This is a genomic window from Thermogymnomonas acidicola JCM 13583 (assembly GCF_001316105.1).
In the GTDB taxonomy this organism is placed as follows: domain Archaea; phylum Thermoplasmatota; class Thermoplasmata; order Thermoplasmatales; family Thermoplasmataceae; genus Thermogymnomonas; species Thermogymnomonas acidicola.
In genome coordinates, this window is record NZ_BBCP01000011.1 from 46,654 (window position 1) to 66,577 (window position 19,924).

Here is a 19,924-nt window from a genome sequence, read left to right on the forward strand (position 1 = left end):
AGAAAGTGGGAATTGGTATGAAAACCTTGAGATCAGAGCATCATGGAGAGCCTCTGGTCGATCTCCATGGCTACCTTCACCGGATCGCTTGCCTGGTAGATCTTCCTGCCAACGATGACGTAGTCCGCACCGGCCGCCACCGCAGAGACCTCATCGCCTCCCTGGGCGCCTATGCCGGGCGATATTATCTTCATGCCCCCCCCGGCGCGTGCCCTTATCTGGCGCAGGACGGCCTCGTTGTTGCCCGGGGGGGCCACGAAGCCGTACACCCCCGGCCTTCATGGAAATGTCGATAAGCATGTCATGGAACCTGTTGAGCAAATCCGAGGCCCCGGGGGGGTGGGACATGGCAACCACAGAGAAGACCTTCATGTCTCCTGCTGCTTCAACCACGGCCCTCAGCGAATCTTGGCCAACGAAGCTGTGTGCTATCACACCCCATGCGCCCAGTTCCCTGACCCTCTCCACTATGAGCCTGTTGGTGTTGGGTATGTCTGCAAGCTTCAGGTCGCATATCACCCTCGAAAACCTGGATATCTCTCTTATTATCTGCGGCCCTGCGTGGAGAATGATGGGCCAGTTGACCTTTATGGCAAAACAGTGGGGAGAGATGTCCTGAGCCATACGTAGGGCCCTCCCCCCCACATCTACCAGATCCAGCGCGAGTATAAGCCTGCTCCCATCGCTCATTTCCCTGGCATTGCTCTGCCTTAATTATTTATTTCACTATGTCCACCGGTGTCTCATCCTCTCCGCTGACGAGCATCTTCCTCAGGTTCTTGGCGTCCTCAAGCGTCTTTATCATGTACGGGGACTTGACGCCTGTTAGGAGCAGCAGGACCCTGAGCCTGCTGCCCATGGACGGGTCGACAGCAGTGCCAAGGATTATGTTCGCGTCCTTGTTTATCCTCCTCTGTATCTCTCTCGTGGCGGTCTCCGCCTCTGCGAGGGTTATCGAGCCCCCGACTATCCTTATTATGCACCCCCTGGCATCTGATATGTCTGTGTCTATTAGGGGGGGTGAGGAAATGGCCATCTCCAGGGCCCTCAGAGCCCGGTTGTCGCCCCCGTCGACCTCCCCTATCCCGATGAGGCAACTCCGCCGTCCTTCATTACAGTCTTCACATCCGCATAGTCTATGTTTATCTCCCCCCCGGTCTGTGTGATCATCTCCGTCAGGCCCTTCATGGCCTCGCCGAGGAAGCGGTCGGAGAACGCAAAGGCCTCGTCCAGTGGCTTCTTGGGGACATGTTTCAGGAGGAGGTCGTTTGGAATCGCTATCAGGGTGTCGGAGTACTGCGAGAGCTTTTCCAGGCCCTGGAGCGCGTTTTCCATCCTAATCCTCCCCCCCTCTGAGGTGAAAGGAAGCGTAACGGTGGAGATGACCAGCGCGTTGGCGTCCTTTGCAGCCTTCGCCACAACCGGTGCTGCACCCGTGCCCGTGCCACCGCCCAGTCCACAGGTTACGAACACTATGTCACACCTCTGCACTATCTTCTGTATGTTCGGCAAATCCTCTATAGCCGCCTCCTCACCTATGGATGGTATTGCACCTGTGCCAAGGCCCCCCCTGGTCTTGTTCTTGCCTATCAGCATCTTCTTCGGTGCGTTTATCTCAAGCAGGTGGGACGCGTCTGTGTTAATTGCTATCAGGTCGGCACCCGTGACACCCTCCTCAGCCAGCCTGCTTATGGTGTTCGAACCTGCGCCGCCGCACCCTATGATCTTTATCCTGACCCGAAGCCTGTTCGCGATCTCCTCTATCTCCCTCTCCTCCGGGGACACGTAGTTTTCCGAAGCCTGCACCTCGCCAGGACTCCCATCCTCTGCGGATCTTACAAGTAGGCCAACGCTGTCAACCATATGTCAGACATAATACTGCTCAATATATATAATAATTTTGTTACATTCCCCCATCAAATGCGAGCCCCCTCAAAGAACCTTTTAGATACAGTTTTAACCGCCCCGGTGATTATGCCGCATGGCCGGGCAGGAAAACATCAGGAAGAACCGCCTCATCATGTGGTACTCCGCCTTCAGGGGGGGATTCTACGACAGGAGGAGGCCGGAGGACTACGACTTCATCTCAAGGTTCCTATTTTCGGCGAGGAGCGTGATCCTGGTCATATCAGCGCAGGCAGCGATCATATCTGGCATCCTCTCCTACATCTACGGCGCGTTCAGTGTCCAGAGGTTTATCCTGGTCTTCTTCGGTTTCCTGATAGCGCATGCCCTGAGTAACCTGTCCAACGATTACTTCGGGTATGTCCGCGGGGGACGACACCCCCCCGGACTCACCGCGCCGCATGTACACGATACACCCTATAGCTGACAACATCCTCTCCAGGGAGGAGGCGAGGCTCTCCATAGTCCTCTTACTCCTGGCAGGGCTGGCAATAGCCGGTGCCCTGACATACATGTCGGGGGATATACACACTGGCATTCCTCGCAGCTGGCCTGGCACTCCTCTTCCTGTACGATGCCGCACCGAAGCCCCCCCTGAAGTATTACGGCCTCGGTGAGGTAGCGAGCTTCCTCGCCTGGGGGCCCGGTGATGGTCTCCGGTGGCGTCTATGCAATAACTGGCCACTTCTTCTATCAGTCGGTGCTTGTGGGCACCCCCCCGTACGGCCTCGGTGTCATGAGCATACTCTGGGGGGAAGCATGTAGACCAGGAGGAATACGACAGGTCCAGGAAAATAAGGACTATGCCAGTTCTCCTTGGCGGGAGGAGGGCCCTGTACGCAGGGGGGGCAGCCATAATAGTTGCCATGTACATCGTTCCTGTGGTCGAGATCCTCCTCGGTACCCTACCCATAACGTCAATAATCATATTCGCAAACCTCCCACTCCTGATCTATGCAGTGAGGGTCTTCAGGAGTCCCAGGCCGGAGAGGCCTCCTGAGGGTTTCGTCGGCTGGCCCCCCCTCTGGTACCACAGGGCTGCCCTCAGGCACAACAGAAGGTACGGCTGGCTCTACATCCTGGCCCTCCTGGTACCGGCCTTGCTGGCAGCGGCCACGGGAAATCACGCGATGGCTGCTCACCTTTTCCTCTGAGGGTGTGCATACAGTGTAATAAGACATAAGAAATACTGACAATTTCCTAATAAATCTTATAAATAAAGATACGATGTCTTTTTAAATGGTCTCAGGAAAGTACGTGGATCTACTGAGGAGGTCAGGGTACAAGATAACACCCCCCCAGAGGTTAACGGTCATAAAGTACATTGAGGACCACTCACCGGGACACTTCAAGGCCGAGGACATCTACCAGGCACAAAGGAGGAGGAGCCCACCATCACGCTTGCCACAGTGTATAATATACTCAGGGCCCTTAGGGAAGCCGGCGCCGTCAGGTCATTTGAGGCCAACGGCTCCATGTGGTTCGAGACAAACACCGAACTGCACGGCAACATGGTATGCAGGGTGTGCGGGAGGATCTTTGACGTGCCCCCCCTGGGCGAGGAGGTGCAGAACGCTCTCATTACCTCTGAGCACAGCATAGAGAGCGTCAGCATAATCATGAACGGCGTCTGCAGGGAGTGCAGGTCTAGGATGCCTCCTCCCTGAAATGCTTCATTGCTAGGTACATCCTTAGTGCGTCCCTGTTCTCCCTGACGTCGTGGACACGCAGTATGTCTACGCCCTTCTCCATGAGGAATATGGAAGATGCTATCGTCCCGGGAAGTCTGTCATTAACATCCCTGCCGGTTATTCTGCCTATGAAGGTCTTCCTGGACGCCCCCCCAACGAGGAGCGGGAAGCCGAACCTGAAGCACTCCATGTTGGATATCAGTACCATGTTCTGCACAGAGTCCTTGGCGAAGCCAGGCCAGGGTCAACCACTATGCTCTCTGGTTCCGCGCCAACCTCAATGATCTTCCTTGCCTGTGCCTGGAGGAAGGAGGCAACCTCATATACAACGTCCCTGTAATCGGTCATGCTCTGCATGGTCTTCGGGTCTCCGCGCATGTGCATGACTATGCACTTCAGGTCAGCGGACGTCGTCAGGGACAGCATGGCCTCATTCGTGAAGCCCGTTATGTCGTTCACGTAATCAATGTCGTAGCGCAGCATGTCCTCAAGCGTCTCAGGGTTCCTGGTATCTATTGACACAGGTATATCGGAGACCTCTGTCAGGTACTCGACCACAGGCCTTAGCCTCTTTATCTCCTCCTTCGGCGGCACAGGGTCAGAGCCTGGCCTCGTGCTCTCGCCGCCAACATCTATTATGTCTGGCTTCTGGTCCAGCATTTCCTCGATCTTCTTCACCGGTTCGCTACCTACCCTGGAACCCTCGTAGAACGAATCGGGTGTGGCGTTGATTATCCCCCCCATTACCATGGCACCTCAAGAGGCTTCGAGAGGTCTTTGAGCATGCGGTCAACCACGGCCCTGGTGGCCTCACCGTACTGCGAGAGCTCTATGAGCAGGGACCTGACATCCTGTGCAGGGCCCCCCCTGGTCACATAGTGCCACACATCTCTCCCCCCCTTCTCCTGGAACCTCTCCAGCAGTTCAACGCCGTCTATCCTCATCTCTCTGTCTGAATAAACTTCCACGGACGCATCCCTGCTCCCATCACCTCTGAACCTGCTCCTGGCCGGGAAAGCAGCCAGAACTGCCATGATTCTTAAAACATAACTTTCTGTATATAAATGTAGTGTGTATGCCCAGGTGTAGGGCCGTGGTGCTATCAACCTTTATATCTCATGGATCGCATGTGATCATATATGCACTCCTGCGTTCAGCCGGCTAAAATGTATTCAGATATGTATTTAACGGGTGTGTATGGGATAACATTATTAGGCTGGGTGAAATGAGTGGCAATTGTAAAATTTACACTCAGAGAGGTTATGTATGGTTCCCGGTGAGCTTGCAAGGCCCAACACGGAGCGCAATTACACGACAATAGATGAGCTGGCGATGGCAATCAGGAAGGGCTTAAGCCTGCAGAACAAAAGGATGGGCGAAGAGGAATCCATGGAGGCCGCGGAACACATAATCAACTTTTTCGGCTACAGCGACAGGGTCATAGACAACATGCTCGAGCCGGAGGACAGGGATGCCTTCTACACCATGGAGGACATAGGGGGGGTGCTGCAGACGGAGAGGGAGGAGACCACCCTTTACGACGGAAGGGAGTGGAGGATCCACTACTGGCTCCTGAACATCCCGAGGATAATGGAGCTGGCCAGGATGAAGGTGAACGACGTCAAGGAGGTAAAGAGCGAGGAATCGCAGCTCTATGAAGAGATCCCGGATGAGTACTGGAAGGCCAGCTAGGTGGTGCTATTGCACATTGCAGTCCTCAGGAGGGATAGGTGCCACCCCCCCAAGAAGTGCAACCACGAGTGCCAGTATTACTGCCCCCCCCAGTGAGGAGCGGGACGCCAACAATAGAGTTCCCGGATGCAGAGGGGCAGCCACTCATCACCGAAAAACTGTGCATAGGCTGTGGCATATGCGTGAGGCGTTGCCCATTCGGCGCAATAACCATAGTCGGTATACCTGACGAGCTGGAGAAGGAGAAGGTACACCAGTTTTCGGAGAACTCGTTCAGGCTCTACTCACTGCCGGTGGTCCAGCAGGGGGGGAAGGTGACAGCCATACTGGGTCAGAACGGTATGGGGGGGAAGTCAACAACGCTCAGCATACTGGCAGGTAACACGATCCCGAACTTCGGCAACTTCAGGGAACCACCCTCAAAGGACGATGTGGTAAAGAGGCTTTCCGGCACGGTTATGGGCCAGTACTTCAGGGACCTCTACTCTGGCAGGAAGAAGGTGGTGCTCAAGAGCCAGTATGTGGACCTGATCCCAAGGGTTGTCAAGGGCAGGATAAGGGACGCACTTTCAAATGCAGATCAATCGGGGGGCGCATGGATGAGGTCGTCTCCCTCATGTCCATGGAGGGTGTGCTAGACAAGGATATCGATAAGTGCTCTGGCGGCGAGCTCCAGAAGCTGGCAATATCCGTGGCCCTGCTGAAGGACGCGGATGTCTACCTAATGGACGAGATGTCCTCATACCTCGACATAACCGAGAGGCTGCGCGTGGCCAGGGTGGTGCAGGAGCTCGCGAGGGACAGGACAGTGCTTGTGGTCGAGCACGACCTTGCCATAATGGACTGGATGGCCGACGCAGTCCACATAGTGTATGGAAAGCCGGGCGCCTACGGCGTTATAACGGAGCAGAAGTCAACAAACAAGGCTGTCAACGAGTTCCTGTCCGGATACCTTAGGGAGGAAAACGTCAGGATCAGGGAGAGCTCCATAGACTTCCAGGAGCGCACGCTCAGGAGGGATGTCAATGCGCCTGTGCTGGTGAGCTGGGAGAACGTATCGAAAACGCTTGGAGACTTCACACTCAGGGCCAGGAGCGGCTCCATAAGGCTCACGCAGGTGGTCGGCGTGCTGGGGAGGAACGGCCTCGGCAAGACGAGCTTCGTGAAGATACTGGCAGGCATAATGCAGCCTGACACGGGGGCGGTATCATCAACAGTCAGGGTCGCCTACAAGCCGCAGTACATAAGCGTGGACTATGCAGGCACAGTTGCAGACCTCATAGGGGAAGCCCTGAAGGAAAGGTCTGCGGACACCTTTGTGAACAACGAGATAATGCACCCCCTCCAGATAAACGAGCTCATGGACCTTGAGGTCGAGGATCTCTCCGGCGGCGAGCTACAGAGGCTCTCCATAGCGATCACCCTTGCCAGGGACGCGGACCTCTTTCTCCTAGACGAGCCGTCAGCCCACCTTGACAGTGCCATGAGGATGGAGGCCGCCAAGGTCATAAGGAGGGTCATGGAGAACAACAGGAAGAGCGCTCTCGTGGTGGACCATGATGTGTACTTCATAGACCTGATCTCCGACTCACTCATGGTCTTCAGGGGGGGGAGGGCGGAAGGCACGGCGAGGCTTTCGGCCCGATGGACATGCGTTCGGGAATGAACATGTTCCTCTCAGACGCTGGTGTTACTTTCAGGCGTGACCAGCAGACGAAGAGGCCAAGGATAAACAAGCCAGGCAGCAGCCTGGACAGGTCGCAGAGGGAAAGCGGGGGGGAGTACTACTTCAGCTGACCGGGGGGGGAGCTGATGCCTGGAGCACAAAGGGCATTTAGTTAAGGGACAGTTCCATAAGGCATCGCAACACAACAAGGGTGGGTACAGGGATGTCTCGCAGTGATGAGGCATGGAGGTCCTTTTCAGGGACGGGCTGGCCAGGATAGGCAGGTTCTCAACACCACACGGTGAACTGGAGACGCCAACGGTCATGCCGGTGATCAACCCAAACATCATAGTCGTGAGCCCCTCGGAGATGAAGAGGATAGGGGGGGTCAGGGCCATAATAACGAACAGTTACATAATAAGGAGGAACGCCGAACTGAGAGAGAAGGCGCTATCTTCAGGCCTGCACTCGATGCTGTCCTTTGACGGGCCTATAATGACCGACAGCGGCACCTTCCAGAGCTACGTCTACGGTGGTGTGGAGTACGACAACGCCGGCATGGTGGAGTTCCAGAAGTCCATAGGGAGTGATATCGTAACGATACTGGACGTCTTCACGAAGCCGGAAGACCCCCCTACGAGCAGGTCAGGAGGGCCATAGAGGTCACGAGGGCAAGGGTCGACGAGGTGGACCCGGGCGACTCGCTCCTGGCCGGCCCCCCCATACAGGGCTCCATATACGATGACCTCAGGGCCTATTCCGCAAAACTCATGTCCGGCAGCAAGGCCACTTACCTGCCCATAGGGGGTGTCGTGCCCCCCCTGCTGGAGAGTTACCGCTATGCGGACCTGGTCAGGATCATAGTGAACTCAAAGGTGAATGCTCCCTTCAGCAGGCCAATACACCTCTTCGGCGGGGGACACCCGATGTTCATACCCATGGCAGTTCTGCTTGGCGTGGACATCTTCGATTCCGCCTCCTATGTGAAGTACGCAAGGGACGGCCGCCTCCTCTTTCCCGATGGCACCCGGGATGCGTCAGAGGTGCTTGAGTTCCCGTACTGGAGCCCACTCAGGGACATGCAGCAGAGGGACATAGCTGCCATGGACAAGAGGGAGAGGCTCTACTGGTTCAGCCTGCACAACCTCCACGCGCTCTTCAGCGAGATCCGTGAGGTGCGCATCAGGATTGAGGAGCAGACGCTATGGGAATACGTGCAGTCGAAGGCCATGGCGCACCCCACGCTACTCGAGGCCTTCAGGACCCTGCGCTCCTATTCAAGGCTCCTCGAGAGATACACGGAGGTATCGAAGAAGAACTCCTTCATGTACCTGGACACCAGGTCCCTTGAACACCCGTCTGCGGTTAGGCTGTCAAGGTTCCTGGAAAGTTTCGTTGGCGGAGACCCCCGTTTTCGTCCCCAGGGCCGAATATGAGGGAAACAGGGGGGGCGCAGTCATATCAAGGTACGAGAGGAGCCAGAGGCCGTTCCTGGTGCAGTGGATGCACGGTTGGGTGCCAATGGAGCTTGAGGACACCTACCCCCCCGTGCAGCAGTACGTTGGGCCGGAGGCAAGGCTAATCCCTGATGTGGGCAGTCCCTTGGAAGAAGAAGGCCAAAGGCTGAGGGACTTTGACCTGGAGAAGGTAAGGGCAATCGCGGACTACCAGTTCGGGAAGGGCGCTGGCAGGGTACTTTTCCCGGACGGGACGGAGATAGTGAAGTCCAGGGCAACAGGGCGCATCCGCACCATATCCTATGGCGGGGGGGTGCAGGTGGCAACGATGAGGCCCAAGGACGGCCTGTTCACTCTGACGATGGAGGGGGGCAAGGAGGCTCCACCAGGGCATCGGTGGGAAAAGGCTACGTGTCTTTGTGAACAGGGAGAGCGAGGCTTTCAACAGGGCTGGCTACAATGTTTTCTTCAAGTTCATAGTGGACTTTGACCCGGAGATCGTGGCCGGCAACGAGACCCTCGTTGTCAGTGAGGGGGGGACGATCTCCTTGCTGTGGGCAAGGCCTCGGTCTCTGGCCTGGAGATGGCCTCTTACAGGAAGGGAGTGGCGGTGAAGGTGCACCACAGCGCCGGGAGCCACGCGGATGTCAGTGCACCCTAGACCTGATGTACTTGTCCAGGGTTGTCAGGAGCATGGCGGCGACCATGAGGGCCATGCCGGAGAGCGTCAGGTATCCCGGCGCATCGCCGTAGAAGAGGTAGGATGTGAGTGCGGCGAACACCGGCTCGCCTGTGTATATGACACCTGCCGCGGTTGGCTCTATGTATCTCAGCGCGACGGTGTTTATGTAGTAGGCCAGTACGCTGGCAAAGACAGCGGTGAAGGCTATCGCAAACCATGCGTAACTCCCCGGCACTGTGAACCTCTCCCCCCCTGTGATGGGCACGAAGACCGAGGAGAGTGCTGCAACTGTGGCCATTTGGTAGAAGGTGAAGGTCACGGAATCGACCTTATACGTGTACTTGGAAACGTAGATGGTTTGAAGGGCGTAGGCAACGGCGCAGGCCACTGTGAGCATGTTTCCCAGGAAGGTACTGCGCGAGGAGAGGCTCGTCACAGACATGACGATGAGGCCTGTGAGCGCCAGCACAGATGCAACTATATCCATCCTGGCCACAGGCGCCCTCAGGATGAGGAGAGAGAAGATGGGTATCAGGATCACGTACAGGCCTGTGATTATGCCGGAGAGTGCGGGTGAGGTGTAGTCCAGGCCCAGGGTCTGGAAGAAGTACCCTGCGAAGAGGAAGGCACCAGATATGAGGCCGTAGACTGAGCTGGTGAGGGAAAACGAACCCCTCCTCCGCAGGGCGAACGGCAGGAGGAGGGCTGCTGATATGGCAAACCTCAGGGCCAGGAATGGGGATGGCTCAACCGAGGCCAGCGCGACCTTGATCATCGGGAACGTAACGCCCCCCCATATGAAGGTCACAAGCACAAGGAGCGCCACGTAATAGATCCTGTTCATTTACCGCGGAGGAAGTTGAACACCATAGAAGGGTTTTTCATGAGCACCCTGAGCACGACCCTGGACGGGTAGTCTATATCGCCCACCGAGTTTATGAGGTTCACCACCTCTGGCTTCGAGACCTCCCTGTAGATCGCGTCCAGGGCGCGGTCTGAGAGCATCGTGAAGAACCTCTGCACCAGGTAGTCAAAGGAGAGCTCCATGCCCAGCCTCCTCTTCCAGGCCCTCTGGTACCTCGATAGGGACCTGGCCGAGAGGTCGTCGCTCTCCAGGGCTTTCTCCAGGGTCTCCGCAGCAGCAGACGCAGAAACGAGGCCGGTGTATATGCCTCCGCCAGAGAGAGGCTTCACTATGCCTGCAGCATCTCCAACCAGGAGCGCAGAGTCCCTGTAGGTCCTCTTCAGGTACCTGATCGGTATCCCCCCGCCGTTTATTCCGAGCACCCTTGCACCCGGGAACATGGAGATGAGCCTGTTGAAATAGGCCGTGGCATTCCTGTGGTACACGCCGAGCCCTATCCTTGAGAGGTGGCCCGCAGGCGTGGCCCACGCGAAGAAGCCTGAACTGAACCCGCTGCCCAGGAACACATCGACGCTGTCCTGATCCTCCATCCTGTAAGAGGCATCCACCTGGTACGTGCTTATGACCCTGCCCGGTACCTCACCGAAGAGCTCTTTCCTGACCACGCTGTTGACACCGTCTGCCCCCCCGACCACCACACGGCAGTCCAGGTCCTGAGGTCTCCACCTTCACGCACCGTCACCCTTGCCCCCCCCTGTGCGTTGCAGTGACGCCTGTCACCCTTGCCCCCCCCAACCCTCAGGTCCACGCCTGCACCCACAGCCATGCCCGCAGCGTCCTTGTCAAACTCATCCCTGTCCATGACTACGGTCTTCTCGGACTTGGCCACATGGATGCTCTCCCCCCCGTTGGGGAAGTGGATATGGGCCCCCCCGCTGACTGCGTTGACCTTGGACCCGCTCTTCACCATCCTGAAGACCCTCTCCGATACCAGGCCAGTGCACTCCACGGGCTTTCCCACGTCCTCGTGCTCCTCCAGGAGGACAACGCTGAACCCCCCCTTTTCGAGAGGAGATAGGAGGCGTATGAGCCAGAGGGGGCCAGCGCCCACTACAACTGCGTCTATCAGGGCAACCACCTCAGAAGAAGCTGTCCAGGGTGACGTTCTTCTTCTGTCCCTTCTCCTCAGCCCTTTGCTCCACGAAGGTATCCAGGCTCCTCTGTCCACTGGACTTCGATATCACGGATATCTCGCTCTGCAGGCTCTCAAGCACCCTGTTCAGGGTTTCCTCTATCCTCCTGGCGTAGTACTCCCAGTCAGGAGTTCCCCCCCTGAACTCTGTCCCGTCTATGTACGGCTCCACCTCCTGGGGCGACTTCCTGCTGTTAGTAACGATCCATGAGACCTTCATGCCAGGCACGAAGGTCTCCCCCCCATCTCTATGAGCTTCTTGGCCACGCGTACGTTCGCAAGCGATTCCTGCTCATAACTGTCGAAAGACTTGACACTCCTTGATATGACGAGTTTCTCCAGCGGTATTGATGGGTCCCCCCCTCTGAGCACCCTGCGCACTATGTCCTTCGAATAGTTTATTGCACCTTCGATGTCCCTCTGCAGTATGAGGTCGAAGACCCTGGCCAGGGCCTCGCTCTGCAGGTCGAAGGAATCCGTTCTCCTGGTCTCGTAGCCCCTGACAAGGATCGTGCCCTTTGCGTCCTCCGGGTACACTATCTTGCCCGCGTACCTCTTCTTTGCCCCATGGGAGAACAGAGGGTCCATGACCTTCTCGAACTCTATGGTCACCCCCTCCTCCCTGGAGAGTTCCGCGCTGAGCCTGCTGCCAAGCTCCACCGCTTCCTTGACGCTCTTCGCACCAGATTCGATGAACACACTGTCAGTGTCCCCGTATATGACTCTAAAGCCCCTCTTCTCAAGCCTGTCTATCAGGCGCGTTATGGTGTCCCTTGCGAAGCTGGTGACCGCGCTGCCCAGGTCAACGTTCGTGAACCTGTAGAACGGCGACGCCATCACCCCCCCATAGAACGTGTTCATCAGTACCTTTATCGCGTTCTGTATGCCGTCCCAGTATTCCCTCTCCTCGCCCGTGCTGGACTTCATCAGCCTCTTGACCGCGTCCCTCTTCTCCATGAGGTCGCGGAGTATGGACGGAATGAGGCCCTCCCTGACGCTCTTGTCCAGGAACCTGGCGCCTGAGGGGGGGCTACGATCGTGCCCTCAGGGCTCAGGGTGGTGAAGCATATGTTGTACTTCATTATCATTGAAGGGTACATGCTCTTGAAGTCCAGGACAACGACGTTGGAATAGAGCCCTGGGACTATGGTGTGAACGTAACCCCCGGGTATCTTCTCTTCCTTTTCCTCGTTGGCAGTGAGGGGGACGCCTATGTTCAGCCTGTCTGCCCTCCTTATGAGGATCGAGTCCACGTAGTTGCTTGTACCCCCGTTCGTCACGTCGTCAAGCGGCAGCCTCGTCACCGTGGACATGAACATGTTCCTGTCAAGCACCCTGAGGCGCTCGAACACCTCCACAGTGAGGTAGGTGTCCTTTATGCAGTACCTGATGACATCGTCCCTCCTGTTGCTCCACTCCTCCTCTATCTTGAGCCTGTTTATGTTGTCCTTGCCCTCGCCCAGGAGCTCCTTTGCCACGTAGTTTAGGGTCTCGCTCTTTGGGTGCATTATCTTCTTCACGGACCACCAGACATCCGATATGACCCTGCCATGCAGCCTCCAGAACCTCCCCTGGACACGGCTGGGGGGGACTCCCCCGTCCCTACCTATGGAGAACCTCACGCCCAGCTTCTTCATCCTGCTCTGGAGCACAGGCATGTCGTACCCGTCTATGTTGTAACCTATTATCACATCAGGGTCCAGTTCCCTTACCTTCTTCACGAACTCCTCCAGGAGCCTCTTCTCATCGTCGTCGGTTATGGCGCCCTGCTCGATTTTGTCCCCCCCGAACTTCAGCGTGTAGCCCACGGTGAATATCCTGCCCCCCCACTCATCGTTCTTCTCCTTCTGTATGGCGTTCTCTATGTCTATGGAGAGGACCTTCAGCTTGGGGGTTGAACTCATCTGTGTTCTCTATCTTCGATATCCTGAGCACCAGGTCTGTGGAGTACCTGGGATCCCTCTCCTCCTCCCCCCCCTCTATGTAAACGCATGAGCCCAGGTCCATGTCATAGATGAACCTGTGGTGGAAAGGTATGTCAGCAGCAAGGACTGGGCAGAACTTCTTGTACCTCTCCCTGTACTCAGGGACTTTCCACGGCGAGTTTATGAAAAAGCGCACCACGCGCCTGTTCCTGCCCATGTACCAGAGTGTCTTCTCCTCCATCCTGAAGTATTCCGGGTCGTTCTTCATCTCCTCTACAATAGAATCCTCGGGCTCCACCAGGTCAAAGTAAGGCTTGAAGCCATAGTAGAGCGCTGTGACGGACATGCCATCGTCGGTCCTGCCGTAGAGCTCGATGGTCACGTCCTCCCTCCTGTAGGAGGCCACGAGGATCCTCATTCTGAGCTGCATTGTGATTAAAATGCTCCACTACAATATAACGTTATTTAATTACTCCCCCCCACATTTTTGGGCCGCCCGCTCCCCCCCTATGCATCTCGCCCCCCCCTGTTATGTCATGTGCACCCCCCCTTCATGCAATGCAGGGGATTTGCCAGGCTGACTGTATCCGGCGGGCAGATCACGCCTGAACAAGGTTAAATATTTCCTGAGGGATTTCTAAGCATGCACGCCGGTACGCACGGGGGATGATGTTGCTGTGCCGGCTGTGCGTTCTAAAGGTGTGTCTATGTCATCCATACTCGATCTTGTGGACAGGCACGATAAGTTCAGGGCATCAGCCTTAAACCTCCAGGCCTCTGAGAACGTGGTCAGCCCAAACGTGAGGAAGGCCATGTCATCCGACCTGATCTCAAGGTACTCGCTGGAGCAGGACGGAGATGATGCTTACGGCGGCACGAGGTTCGCAAGGGAGATACTGCACCAGGTGGAGGGGGGAGGTATCCTCGCTGTTCGGCTTCAGGTTCGCAGAGGTGAGGCCCATAGGCGGCCACATAGCGGCCGAGATAGCCCTCCTGGCCACTGTGAGGAGGAGGGAGAACATCATGGCCATATACGAGGAGGACGGCGGCTACACGGGTTACGTACGTGGCTTCCTACCAGATATCCTGGGCTTCCAGAGCTACAGGATCCCCCCCTATTCCAGGGAAAGGCAGGAGATCGACTACACTGCCCTGGAGAAGAGCGTGTCTAACATAAGCCCCCCCAGGGCCATAGTGCTGGGCCAGTCATTCTTCGTGAGGCCCTATGACCTGAAGCGTGTGAGGGAGATAGCGGACAGGTCTGGCAGCCTCGTGATATATGACGGCTCCCACGTCATGGGCCTGATAGCCGGAGGTGAGTTCCAGCCAGACGTCTCAAGGTACTGCGACATACTCCTGGGCTCAACTCACAAGACCTTCTTCGGGCCCCAGGGCGGGGGGGTCATACTGACCAACGACGAGGACGTATTCGAGAACGTAAGGGCGAACGTGACCTGGCGCACCATGGACAACTACCACCCGAACAGGGTGGCGGCCCTGGGCGTGGCCGTGGAGGAGATGAAGAGGCATGGCAAGGAGTACGCAAGAAAGGTGGTGGCCAACGCCAGGAAGATGGCCTCTGAGCTCTCCGAGAGGGGCTTCACGGTGAAGTATGCCCCCCCCTGGTTCACCAGCTCCCACCAGGTCATACTTGACCGTGACCCCCCCGCATATGTCAAGGGCGGCAGCTGCGTGAGGGTCAGCAGGGTGCTGGAAGAGAACATGATCATAATAGACAGGGAGGCACGTGTGGGCCTCTCAGAGGTGACGAGGATGGGACTCTCCGACATGGGGAGATAGCGGAGCTCATGCAGAGGGCTGTGGAGGGCCAGGACGTGAGGAAGGAAGTTTCCGAGGTCGTCGCAAAGGAGAAGATGCAGTTCTGGTGATGCGCATGAAAGTGAGAGAGATAATGACACCGGACCCAGAGGTGGAGAGGATCGATTCAAGGATCTCCGAGGCAATACACAGGATGAGGGAGAGCGATATAGAGCAGCTCCCTGTCCTGGACGGGAAGAACTACGTTGGCATGATCACGTACAGGGACATACTGCGCAGGAGGAGCGTCCACATGGACGCGAAGGTGGAGGGCTACATAGTCAAGACCCCCCCGGTGCTCAGCCCGGAGGATGACGTGCTGCACGCAGTGGACGTCCTCCGTGACAGTGGCCTCCCTGCCCTCCCGGTGGTGGATAAGCATGAACTAGTGGGCATAGTATCGAGGACGGACATAATGAAGCACATCGGAGAGGTCATGCCGGCCGACAGGGTCAGGGTCCTCGACCTCATGGCCACGGACCGGTGACTGTCACAGAGAAGGATGACGTGTCCATAGCGGCAGAGAGGATAAGGCAGCTGGAGGAATCGGAGATACCGGTCGTATCGTCCAAGGACGGAAGGCTTGTGGGCATACTCAGGATGGACGAGATCGCGGCCAACACGGTCCTCAGGGATAAGCAGAGGATGGGGGGGAAGGGCGACTATGCGGGTGTCAAGGAGAAGGTCGAGATCTCATGCGGCTCCCTCATGGACAACCCCCGTATCGGTATCGCAGAACGACACTGTGGCCAAGGCCTGCGCCCTCATGGTGGGGAACAGGCTGCACATCCTGCCGGTGGTCGATGGCTCTGGCCTGGTGGTTGGAATAATCGGGGTCTCTGACGTGATAGATGCGATAGACACGAAGAAGGAAAAGGAGGGACTCACCCTTGAGGTGAGCGGCCTGTCATCGGGAGACCAGGACCTATACGATGCCACCTATTTCCTCGTTGGAAAGGCTGCTCAGAGGCTCCTCAAGATGGCCCACAGGAACAGCGGCGTCCTGAAGATACACGTGCAGAGGTACGAGAGCGGCGGTAGAGTGAAGTACTCACTGCGCACAAGGCTCGTCAGCGGCCCCCCCATAAACATAACTGTGAACGACTATGGCTGGGACTACGCCAGGTGCCTCTCACACATACTGGAGGTCTACGAAGGCAGGCTAGAGAAGCTGAGGGAGAGGTAGCCCATGGCTGGAGAGTTCGCAGACTTCCTCCTCTCGCTCCTCTCCTCAAGATCGGAGTACGCGGAGGTGCGCTTCATGAGGGAGGAGGGCAAGAGCGTCTCGTTCAACAGGGGGGGGAGTACGAGGGCATGGACCGCTCTGTATCGAGCGGCTATGCAATACGCGCGCTGAACAGGAGCATATCCATGGGTTCATAGACAGGGAGGACAGGGGGGGCCTTGCCAGGGATGTTGTGGAGAAGGTGATCCGCACCTCCATGAAGCCCGGGAAGAACAGGATATGGGTCGGAAAGGCCGTTAAGGACAGGTGGTCAGCAGGCACGGACACAGAAATGGACACAGCTGACATGCTATCCTTCGTTAGGGACATGGACAGGCACGCCATGAATGAAGGTGCCCAGGTGAGCACTCACGCGATGTCTGTGGGGGGGAGAAGGTTCGAGCACTTTGTGAACACTGCCGGAACGGACATAGAGGGTGAGGTTGTCCGCACACAGTACTTTTATGTGATAGGTGTGGTTGAAGAGGGAGAGTTTGAGCAGTCCTTCGAGCAGTTCGGTACAACACAGGGCAGGCGGTACTTCGATGGGCTCTCCCTTATGGAAAGGATATCGGAGGACATAAGGGGGGCCTCAGGGAGAGCACGGTGGCCCCCCAGGGTGGAGAGGGGCTACTTCGACGTTGTTGTGGGCCCAGAGATATCCGGCATAGTTGCACACGAGTCCTGTGGCCACCCCCCCACGGAATACGACAGGATCGTGGGCAGGGAGGGGGGCCCAGGCCGGCGAGTCCTTCCTGACAGGCAAGCCCATTCCATACAGGATAGGGAGCGATTCCGTGACTGTTGTGGACGACCCGACAATGGAGGGCAGCTTCGGCTATTACAAGTATGATGATGAGGGTGTGCCGGCCAGGAAGCGCTATCTGTACAGGCACGGCATGACGAACGAGTTCATCCTGAACAGGGAGAGCGCCTCGCTGCTCGGCCTGGAGAGCAACGGCGGTGGCAGGTCATCCGCCTGGAACATGGAGCCCCTGGCAAGGATGAGCACAACATACATAGAGCCCGGGGGGGATCACAGCTTTGAGGAGCTCTTCGAGGGCATATCCAGGGGGGGCATATACATCAAATCCTTCACGGAGTGGAACATAGACGACATAAGGTTGCACGAGAAGTACGTGGGCAAGGACGCCTACCTCATAGAGAGGGGGGGGACATAGTCGGGAGGGTGAGGAGGCCCGTGATAGAGACGGACACGATCAGCTTCTACTCAGCAGTGGATGCTGTCGGCAAGGACCTGGAGTTCAGTGCGGGCACCTGCGGAAAGGGTGACCCGGAGCAGGGAGTCGAGGTATGGATGGGCGGCCCCCCCCACATGAGGCTGAGGCATATATACATAAAGTAGGTGATCGGGTTGGATGCAGAGTCCATAGTGAAGGCACTGCGCCTCCTGGGCGTCGAGGAGTACATAGTGCAGGTGTCCGAGGCCAGCGTGGAACAGGTCAGGTTTTCGCAGACTCAAAGGACCTCAACAGCATATGGAGTGAGCACGTTGTCTCCATCCTGGCCTCGGTGGGCTCAAGGGTGGTGTCCACATCGGTTCAGCAGCACCTGGTGACGGAAAGCTACCTGGAGGATCTCGTCAGGTCACTCAAAGCCTCACCGGAAAACCCCCCCAACTACATGGGGGATAGCCCCCCCTAACAGCGGAGACAGGTCGTTCGTGCACGAAGCTCACCTGGACGTGGACATAAACGACATAGCCGACGCACTGGTCTCCGGCGCCTGGAAGGAGGGGCGCAGCGGGCCGCGGGAACAGTCTACAGGCGGGACGTCCTGGAGGAGACATACACCCCCCCTGGCTTCCACGGCAAGGTGAGGGCAGTATCGCTGGACATGGTCGTCAGGGCATTCAGAGACGGGGGGGACACCGGGCAGGAGCAGACGCATGTTGGCCCGGAGGGCACTGTGGACAGCAGGCAGGCCGGTGCGCTGGGCCGCAGGGCTGGCGAGACCGCCTCCCTCAGCGTGCCGAGAAAGAAGGGTGAGGAGGGCAGGTACACTGTTCTTCTCTCACCGCACGTGCTCGGAAACCTCATGACATACTCCGAAGGCTTCCTCTCCTCATATTCCGTGGACACCGGCCTTAGCTGCTTCATAGGCATGGAGGGGGGGAAGGAGGTGGCATCAGAGGCGTTCAGCCTCTGGGATGTGCCGCAGGACAGGAAGGGAGAAGGGTACACACCATTTGACGACGAGGGCACCGAGACCAGGAACAGGGCCCTCATCGAGCGCGGCACCCTGAAGACCTTCATGCACTCCTACTCAACCGGCAGGAAGCACGGGAGGGAGAGCACGGGCAACGCGGGTGTGCTCTACCCCCATGCCTGGCAGCTTCAGGTGGGTCCAGGGGGGGGTAGGGACCACGAGAAGATCCTGGATGAAATTGAGAACGGTATAGTGATAGGCAACACATGGTATACCAGGTTCCAGGACTACCGCAGCGGCACGTTCTCCACAGTGCCCAGGGACGGGGGGGTATTCCTGGTGAGGCGTGGTGAGATAAAAGAGAGGTGGGAGGGCATGAGGATAAGCGATTCCGTGCCTTCGATACTGAGAAACGTCATTGAGGCATCGTCGGACATGCGGTACACGAGGTGGTGGGAGGAGATCTCGGCCTCCCTCATGCCATATGTGCTGGTGGATGGCCTGAACATATCCAGGGGGGGCTTCTGAATCAGCCCTGACCCTCTGCCTCAGCCTCCTGTGCACCTCCAGGACCTCCAGGCCCTTCCTTATCCCAACGGTGGTGTCCCTGCCCTCTATGGCAGCCAGGCTCCCACCTATGTCTTGGTCGAGGCCCACATAAGGTATTACCGCCTCCAGGGTCCTGCTGGCCCTGGCCCCCCCGCCGTAGTTCTTCCTCAGGTAGTCCACGACCCAGGATACGTGGGTGGCCATTTGCTCCCTGAAAGCGGGGGGGTTCTCCCCCCCCGCGGGCCCGAAGAACCTCCAGGAGTCCTGCCTCTTTATCTTTCCCTCCCTGATAAGGCCCAAGACCGCCTGGAACCTGTCCTGCCCAGATAGCCACGCCATGGCGTTTATTGTCTTCACAGCCGCTTCCTCTGTCCTGGCCCCGGCAAGAATCTTTGAGAGTGTATCGAAATCGTTCGTGGTCCTGGCGTACGCTATAAGTATGGCCTGGTGTACCTCGCTCTCTATGCTCTGCATGTCCCCCACCATGTCCGCGATCTCCCTGGCCACATCCAGGCCTATTGTCGATGCGCCCGTGAGCACGGATGCCCTGGCCAGAAGTGCATCCCTGCTCTCCCCCCCCTTCCGGGGGCCTCAGGCCCAGGTGCGATATGGCTTGGTCAAAGTATCTCCGTGCCAGCGGCAGGACGCTGTCACCGCATACGAGCCACAGCCTGACAAGCTGGCTGGATATCTCGTCGGAGAGCATGAAAGACGTGTCCTGTGAAAGTGCATCCACAACCCTGGAGTACCTGTTAAGGTCGTAGAGGCCGGACAGGAGGAATGCGAAGGCGTCGTTAGCGATGCCCCACCTATCTATCCTGCTGGCCGATCCTGCGTGTTTAAGGACATGATCGAGGAGTTCGTCGGCATAGAGCGATCTGTAGAAGCCAGTGTTCATGTGGTTAAGCTTCCTGAACCCCATGAAGCCGATCTGGGTCTCCCTGCCCTCCAGCAGGACGCTCTCCACCCTGTCTTCCCGGACAACGGTGATGGGCACAGGGTACCTCCTGTCCGTCACGTCGTTCAGGAGCAGGAACTGCTTCTGCGAAACATGCAGGCTGTCTCCGTTCCTGCTCACGGTCAGCACA

18 protein-coding genes and 6 pseudogenes are annotated in these 19,924 nt (G+C 57.4%); 14 read left to right on the plus strand and 10 right to left on the minus strand.

What is annotated here, in order from left to right; all coding sequences use genetic code 11:
• Window positions 1–32: 32 nt before the first annotated feature.
• Together pyrF and ftsZ are read right to left on the minus strand one after the other, a co-directional pair.
• A pseudogene (gene pyrF / locus JCM13583_RS09785) lies at window positions 33–690 on the minus strand (orotidine-5'-phosphate decarboxylase).
• A gap of 28 nt (window positions 691–718) precedes the next feature.
• Window positions 719–1,863: pseudogene (gene ftsZ, locus JCM13583_RS09790) on the minus strand (cell division protein FtsZ).
• A gap of 118 nt (window positions 1,864–1,981) precedes the next feature.
• Here ftsZ and JCM13583_RS09795 point away from each other — a divergent pair.
• From JCM13583_RS09795 to JCM13583_RS13110, 3 genes are all read left to right on the plus strand, one after another.
• Complete coding sequence (locus JCM13583_RS09795; RefSeq protein ID WP_075057553.1) at window positions 1,982–2,332, plus strand: hypothetical protein; 351 nt, start codon at window positions 1,982–1,984, stop codon at window positions 2,330–2,332.
• Window positions 2,333–2,708: 376 nt separating this feature from the next.
• On the plus strand, window positions 2,709–3,059 hold the full coding sequence (locus tag JCM13583_RS09800; protein ID WP_075057554.1) for a hypothetical protein: 351 nt from the start codon (window positions 2,709–2,711) through the stop codon (window positions 3,057–3,059).
• Between the two features lie 255 nt (window positions 3,060–3,314).
• Entirely contained in the window at window positions 3,315–3,572 is a 258-nt protein-coding gene (locus tag JCM13583_RS13110; RefSeq protein WP_171823577.1) for a transcriptional repressor, read from the plus strand.
• Here the strand turns inward: JCM13583_RS13110 and JCM13583_RS13115 are convergent.
• From JCM13583_RS13115 to JCM13583_RS09815, 3 genes are read right to left on the minus strand one after another with little or no spacing between them, the layout of a single operon-like run.
• Window positions 3,553–3,813, minus strand: a complete 261-nt coding sequence (locus JCM13583_RS13115) for a dihydropteroate synthase (protein WP_162509760.1) — start codon at window positions 3,811–3,813, stop codon at window positions 3,553–3,555. The genes JCM13583_RS13110 and JCM13583_RS13115 overlap by 20 nt on opposite strands.
• The gene (gene folP / locus JCM13583_RS09810) at window positions 3,795–4,346 is read right to left on the minus strand and encodes a dihydropteroate synthase (protein WP_162509761.1); all 552 of its coding nucleotides are present in this window, start codon (window positions 4,344–4,346) and stop codon (window positions 3,795–3,797) included. Before folP ends, JCM13583_RS13115 begins: the two co-directional genes overlap by 19 nt.
• On the minus strand, window positions 4,340–4,630 hold the full coding sequence (locus JCM13583_RS09815) for a hypothetical protein (RefSeq protein WP_075057555.1): 291 nt from the start codon (window positions 4,628–4,630) through the stop codon (window positions 4,340–4,342). The genes folP and JCM13583_RS09815 overlap by 7 nt, the downstream gene beginning before the upstream one ends.
• Before the next feature lie 232 nt (window positions 4,631–4,862).
• Between JCM13583_RS09815 and JCM13583_RS09820 the strand changes: the two genes are divergently transcribed.
• The 3 genes and pseudogenes from JCM13583_RS09820 to tgtA all read left to right on the plus strand — a co-directional run bounded on the left by JCM13583_RS09820 (window position 4,863) and on the right by tgtA (window position 9,072).
• The gene (locus JCM13583_RS09820; RefSeq protein ID WP_075057556.1) at window positions 4,863–5,288 is read left to right on the plus strand and encodes a hypothetical protein; all 426 of its coding nucleotides are present in this window, start codon (window positions 4,863–4,865) and stop codon (window positions 5,286–5,288) included.
• 9 nt (window positions 5,289–5,297) lie between these two features.
• Window positions 5,298–7,085: pseudogene (locus JCM13583_RS09825) on the plus strand (ribosome biogenesis/translation initiation ATPase RLI).
• 112 nt (window positions 7,086–7,197) lie between these two features.
• A pseudogene (tgtA, locus tag JCM13583_RS13120) lies at window positions 7,198–9,072 on the plus strand (tRNA guanosine(15) transglycosylase TgtA).
• Here tgtA and JCM13583_RS09845 read toward each other — a convergent pair.
• The 4 genes and pseudogenes from JCM13583_RS09845 to JCM13583_RS09860 all read right to left on the minus strand — a co-directional run bounded on the left by JCM13583_RS09845 (window position 9,059) and on the right by JCM13583_RS09860 (window position 13,505).
• Complete coding sequence (locus JCM13583_RS09845; protein WP_075057559.1) at window positions 9,059–9,937, minus strand: DMT family transporter; 879 nt, start codon at window positions 9,935–9,937, stop codon at window positions 9,059–9,061. The pseudogene tgtA and the gene JCM13583_RS09845 sit on opposite strands and share 14 nt — an antisense overlap.
• Window positions 9,934–10,656, minus strand: a complete 723-nt coding sequence (locus JCM13583_RS09850; RefSeq protein WP_171823578.1) for an NAD(P)/FAD-dependent oxidoreductase — start codon at window positions 10,654–10,656, stop codon at window positions 9,934–9,936. The genes JCM13583_RS09845 and JCM13583_RS09850 overlap by 4 nt, the downstream gene beginning before the upstream one ends.
• Window positions 10,578–11,096, minus strand: coding sequence for a hypothetical protein (locus tag JCM13583_RS09855; protein WP_075057561.1), 519 nt, complete (start codon window positions 11,094–11,096; stop codon window positions 10,578–10,580). The genes JCM13583_RS09850 and JCM13583_RS09855 overlap by 79 nt, the downstream gene beginning before the upstream one ends.
• A gap of 1 nt (window position 11,097) precedes the next feature.
• Window positions 11,098–13,505 (minus strand): annotated as a pseudogene (locus JCM13583_RS09860) (DNA polymerase II).
• A gap of 428 nt (window positions 13,506–13,933) precedes the next feature.
• Here JCM13583_RS09860 and JCM13583_RS09865 point away from each other — a divergent pair.
• The 8 genes and pseudogenes from JCM13583_RS09865 (at window position 13,934) to JCM13583_RS09885 (ending at window position 18,815) form a co-directional block, all read left to right on the plus strand.
• Entirely contained in the window at window positions 13,934–14,875 is a 942-nt protein-coding gene (locus JCM13583_RS09865) for an aminotransferase class I/II-fold pyridoxal phosphate-dependent enzyme (protein WP_162509763.1), read from the plus strand.
• A 94-nt stretch (window positions 14,876–14,969) separates the two neighbouring features.
• Window positions 14,970–15,380, plus strand: a complete 411-nt coding sequence (locus JCM13583_RS09870; RefSeq protein ID WP_171823579.1) for a CBS domain-containing protein — start codon at window positions 14,970–14,972, stop codon at window positions 15,378–15,380.
• On the plus strand, window positions 15,377–15,736 hold the full coding sequence (locus JCM13583_RS14205) for a hypothetical protein (protein WP_171823580.1): 360 nt from the start codon (window positions 15,377–15,379) through the stop codon (window positions 15,734–15,736). The genes JCM13583_RS09870 and JCM13583_RS14205 overlap by 4 nt, the downstream gene beginning before the upstream one ends.
• Window positions 15,639–16,079, plus strand: coding sequence for a CBS domain-containing protein (locus JCM13583_RS09875; protein ID WP_075057563.1), 441 nt, complete (start codon window positions 15,639–15,641; stop codon window positions 16,077–16,079). The genes JCM13583_RS14205 and JCM13583_RS09875 overlap by 98 nt, the downstream gene beginning before the upstream one ends.
• A gap of 3 nt (window positions 16,080–16,082) precedes the next feature.
• A complete protein-coding gene (locus JCM13583_RS14210; protein ID WP_171823581.1) occupies window positions 16,083–16,250 on the plus strand; it encodes a hypothetical protein in 168 nt (55 codons plus the stop codon).
• Window positions 16,208–17,484 (plus strand): annotated as a pseudogene (locus JCM13583_RS09880) (TldD/PmbA family protein). Before JCM13583_RS14210 ends, JCM13583_RS09880 begins: the two are co-directional and overlap by 43 nt.
• A 318-nt stretch (window positions 17,485–17,802) precedes the next feature.
• A complete protein-coding gene (locus tag JCM13583_RS14215; RefSeq protein ID WP_171823582.1) occupies window positions 17,803–17,958 on the plus strand; it encodes a hypothetical protein in 156 nt (51 codons plus the stop codon).
• Window positions 17,955–18,815 carry a TldD/PmbA family protein gene (locus JCM13583_RS09885; RefSeq protein WP_075057564.1) on the plus strand — a complete coding sequence of 287 codons (861 nt, stop codon included), beginning with the start codon at window positions 17,955–17,957 and terminating at the stop codon, window positions 18,813–18,815. The genes JCM13583_RS14215 and JCM13583_RS09885 overlap by 4 nt, the downstream gene beginning before the upstream one ends.
• Before the next feature lies 1 nt (window position 18,816).
• On the opposite strand, the gene JCM13583_RS09890 is transcribed toward JCM13583_RS09885, so the two are convergent.
• Window positions 18,817–19,914: a hypothetical protein gene (locus JCM13583_RS09890; RefSeq protein ID WP_162509766.1), complete on the minus strand. Its 1,098-nt coding sequence runs from the start codon at window positions 19,912–19,914 to the stop codon at window positions 18,817–18,819.
• Window positions 19,915–19,924 lie beyond the last annotated feature (10 nt).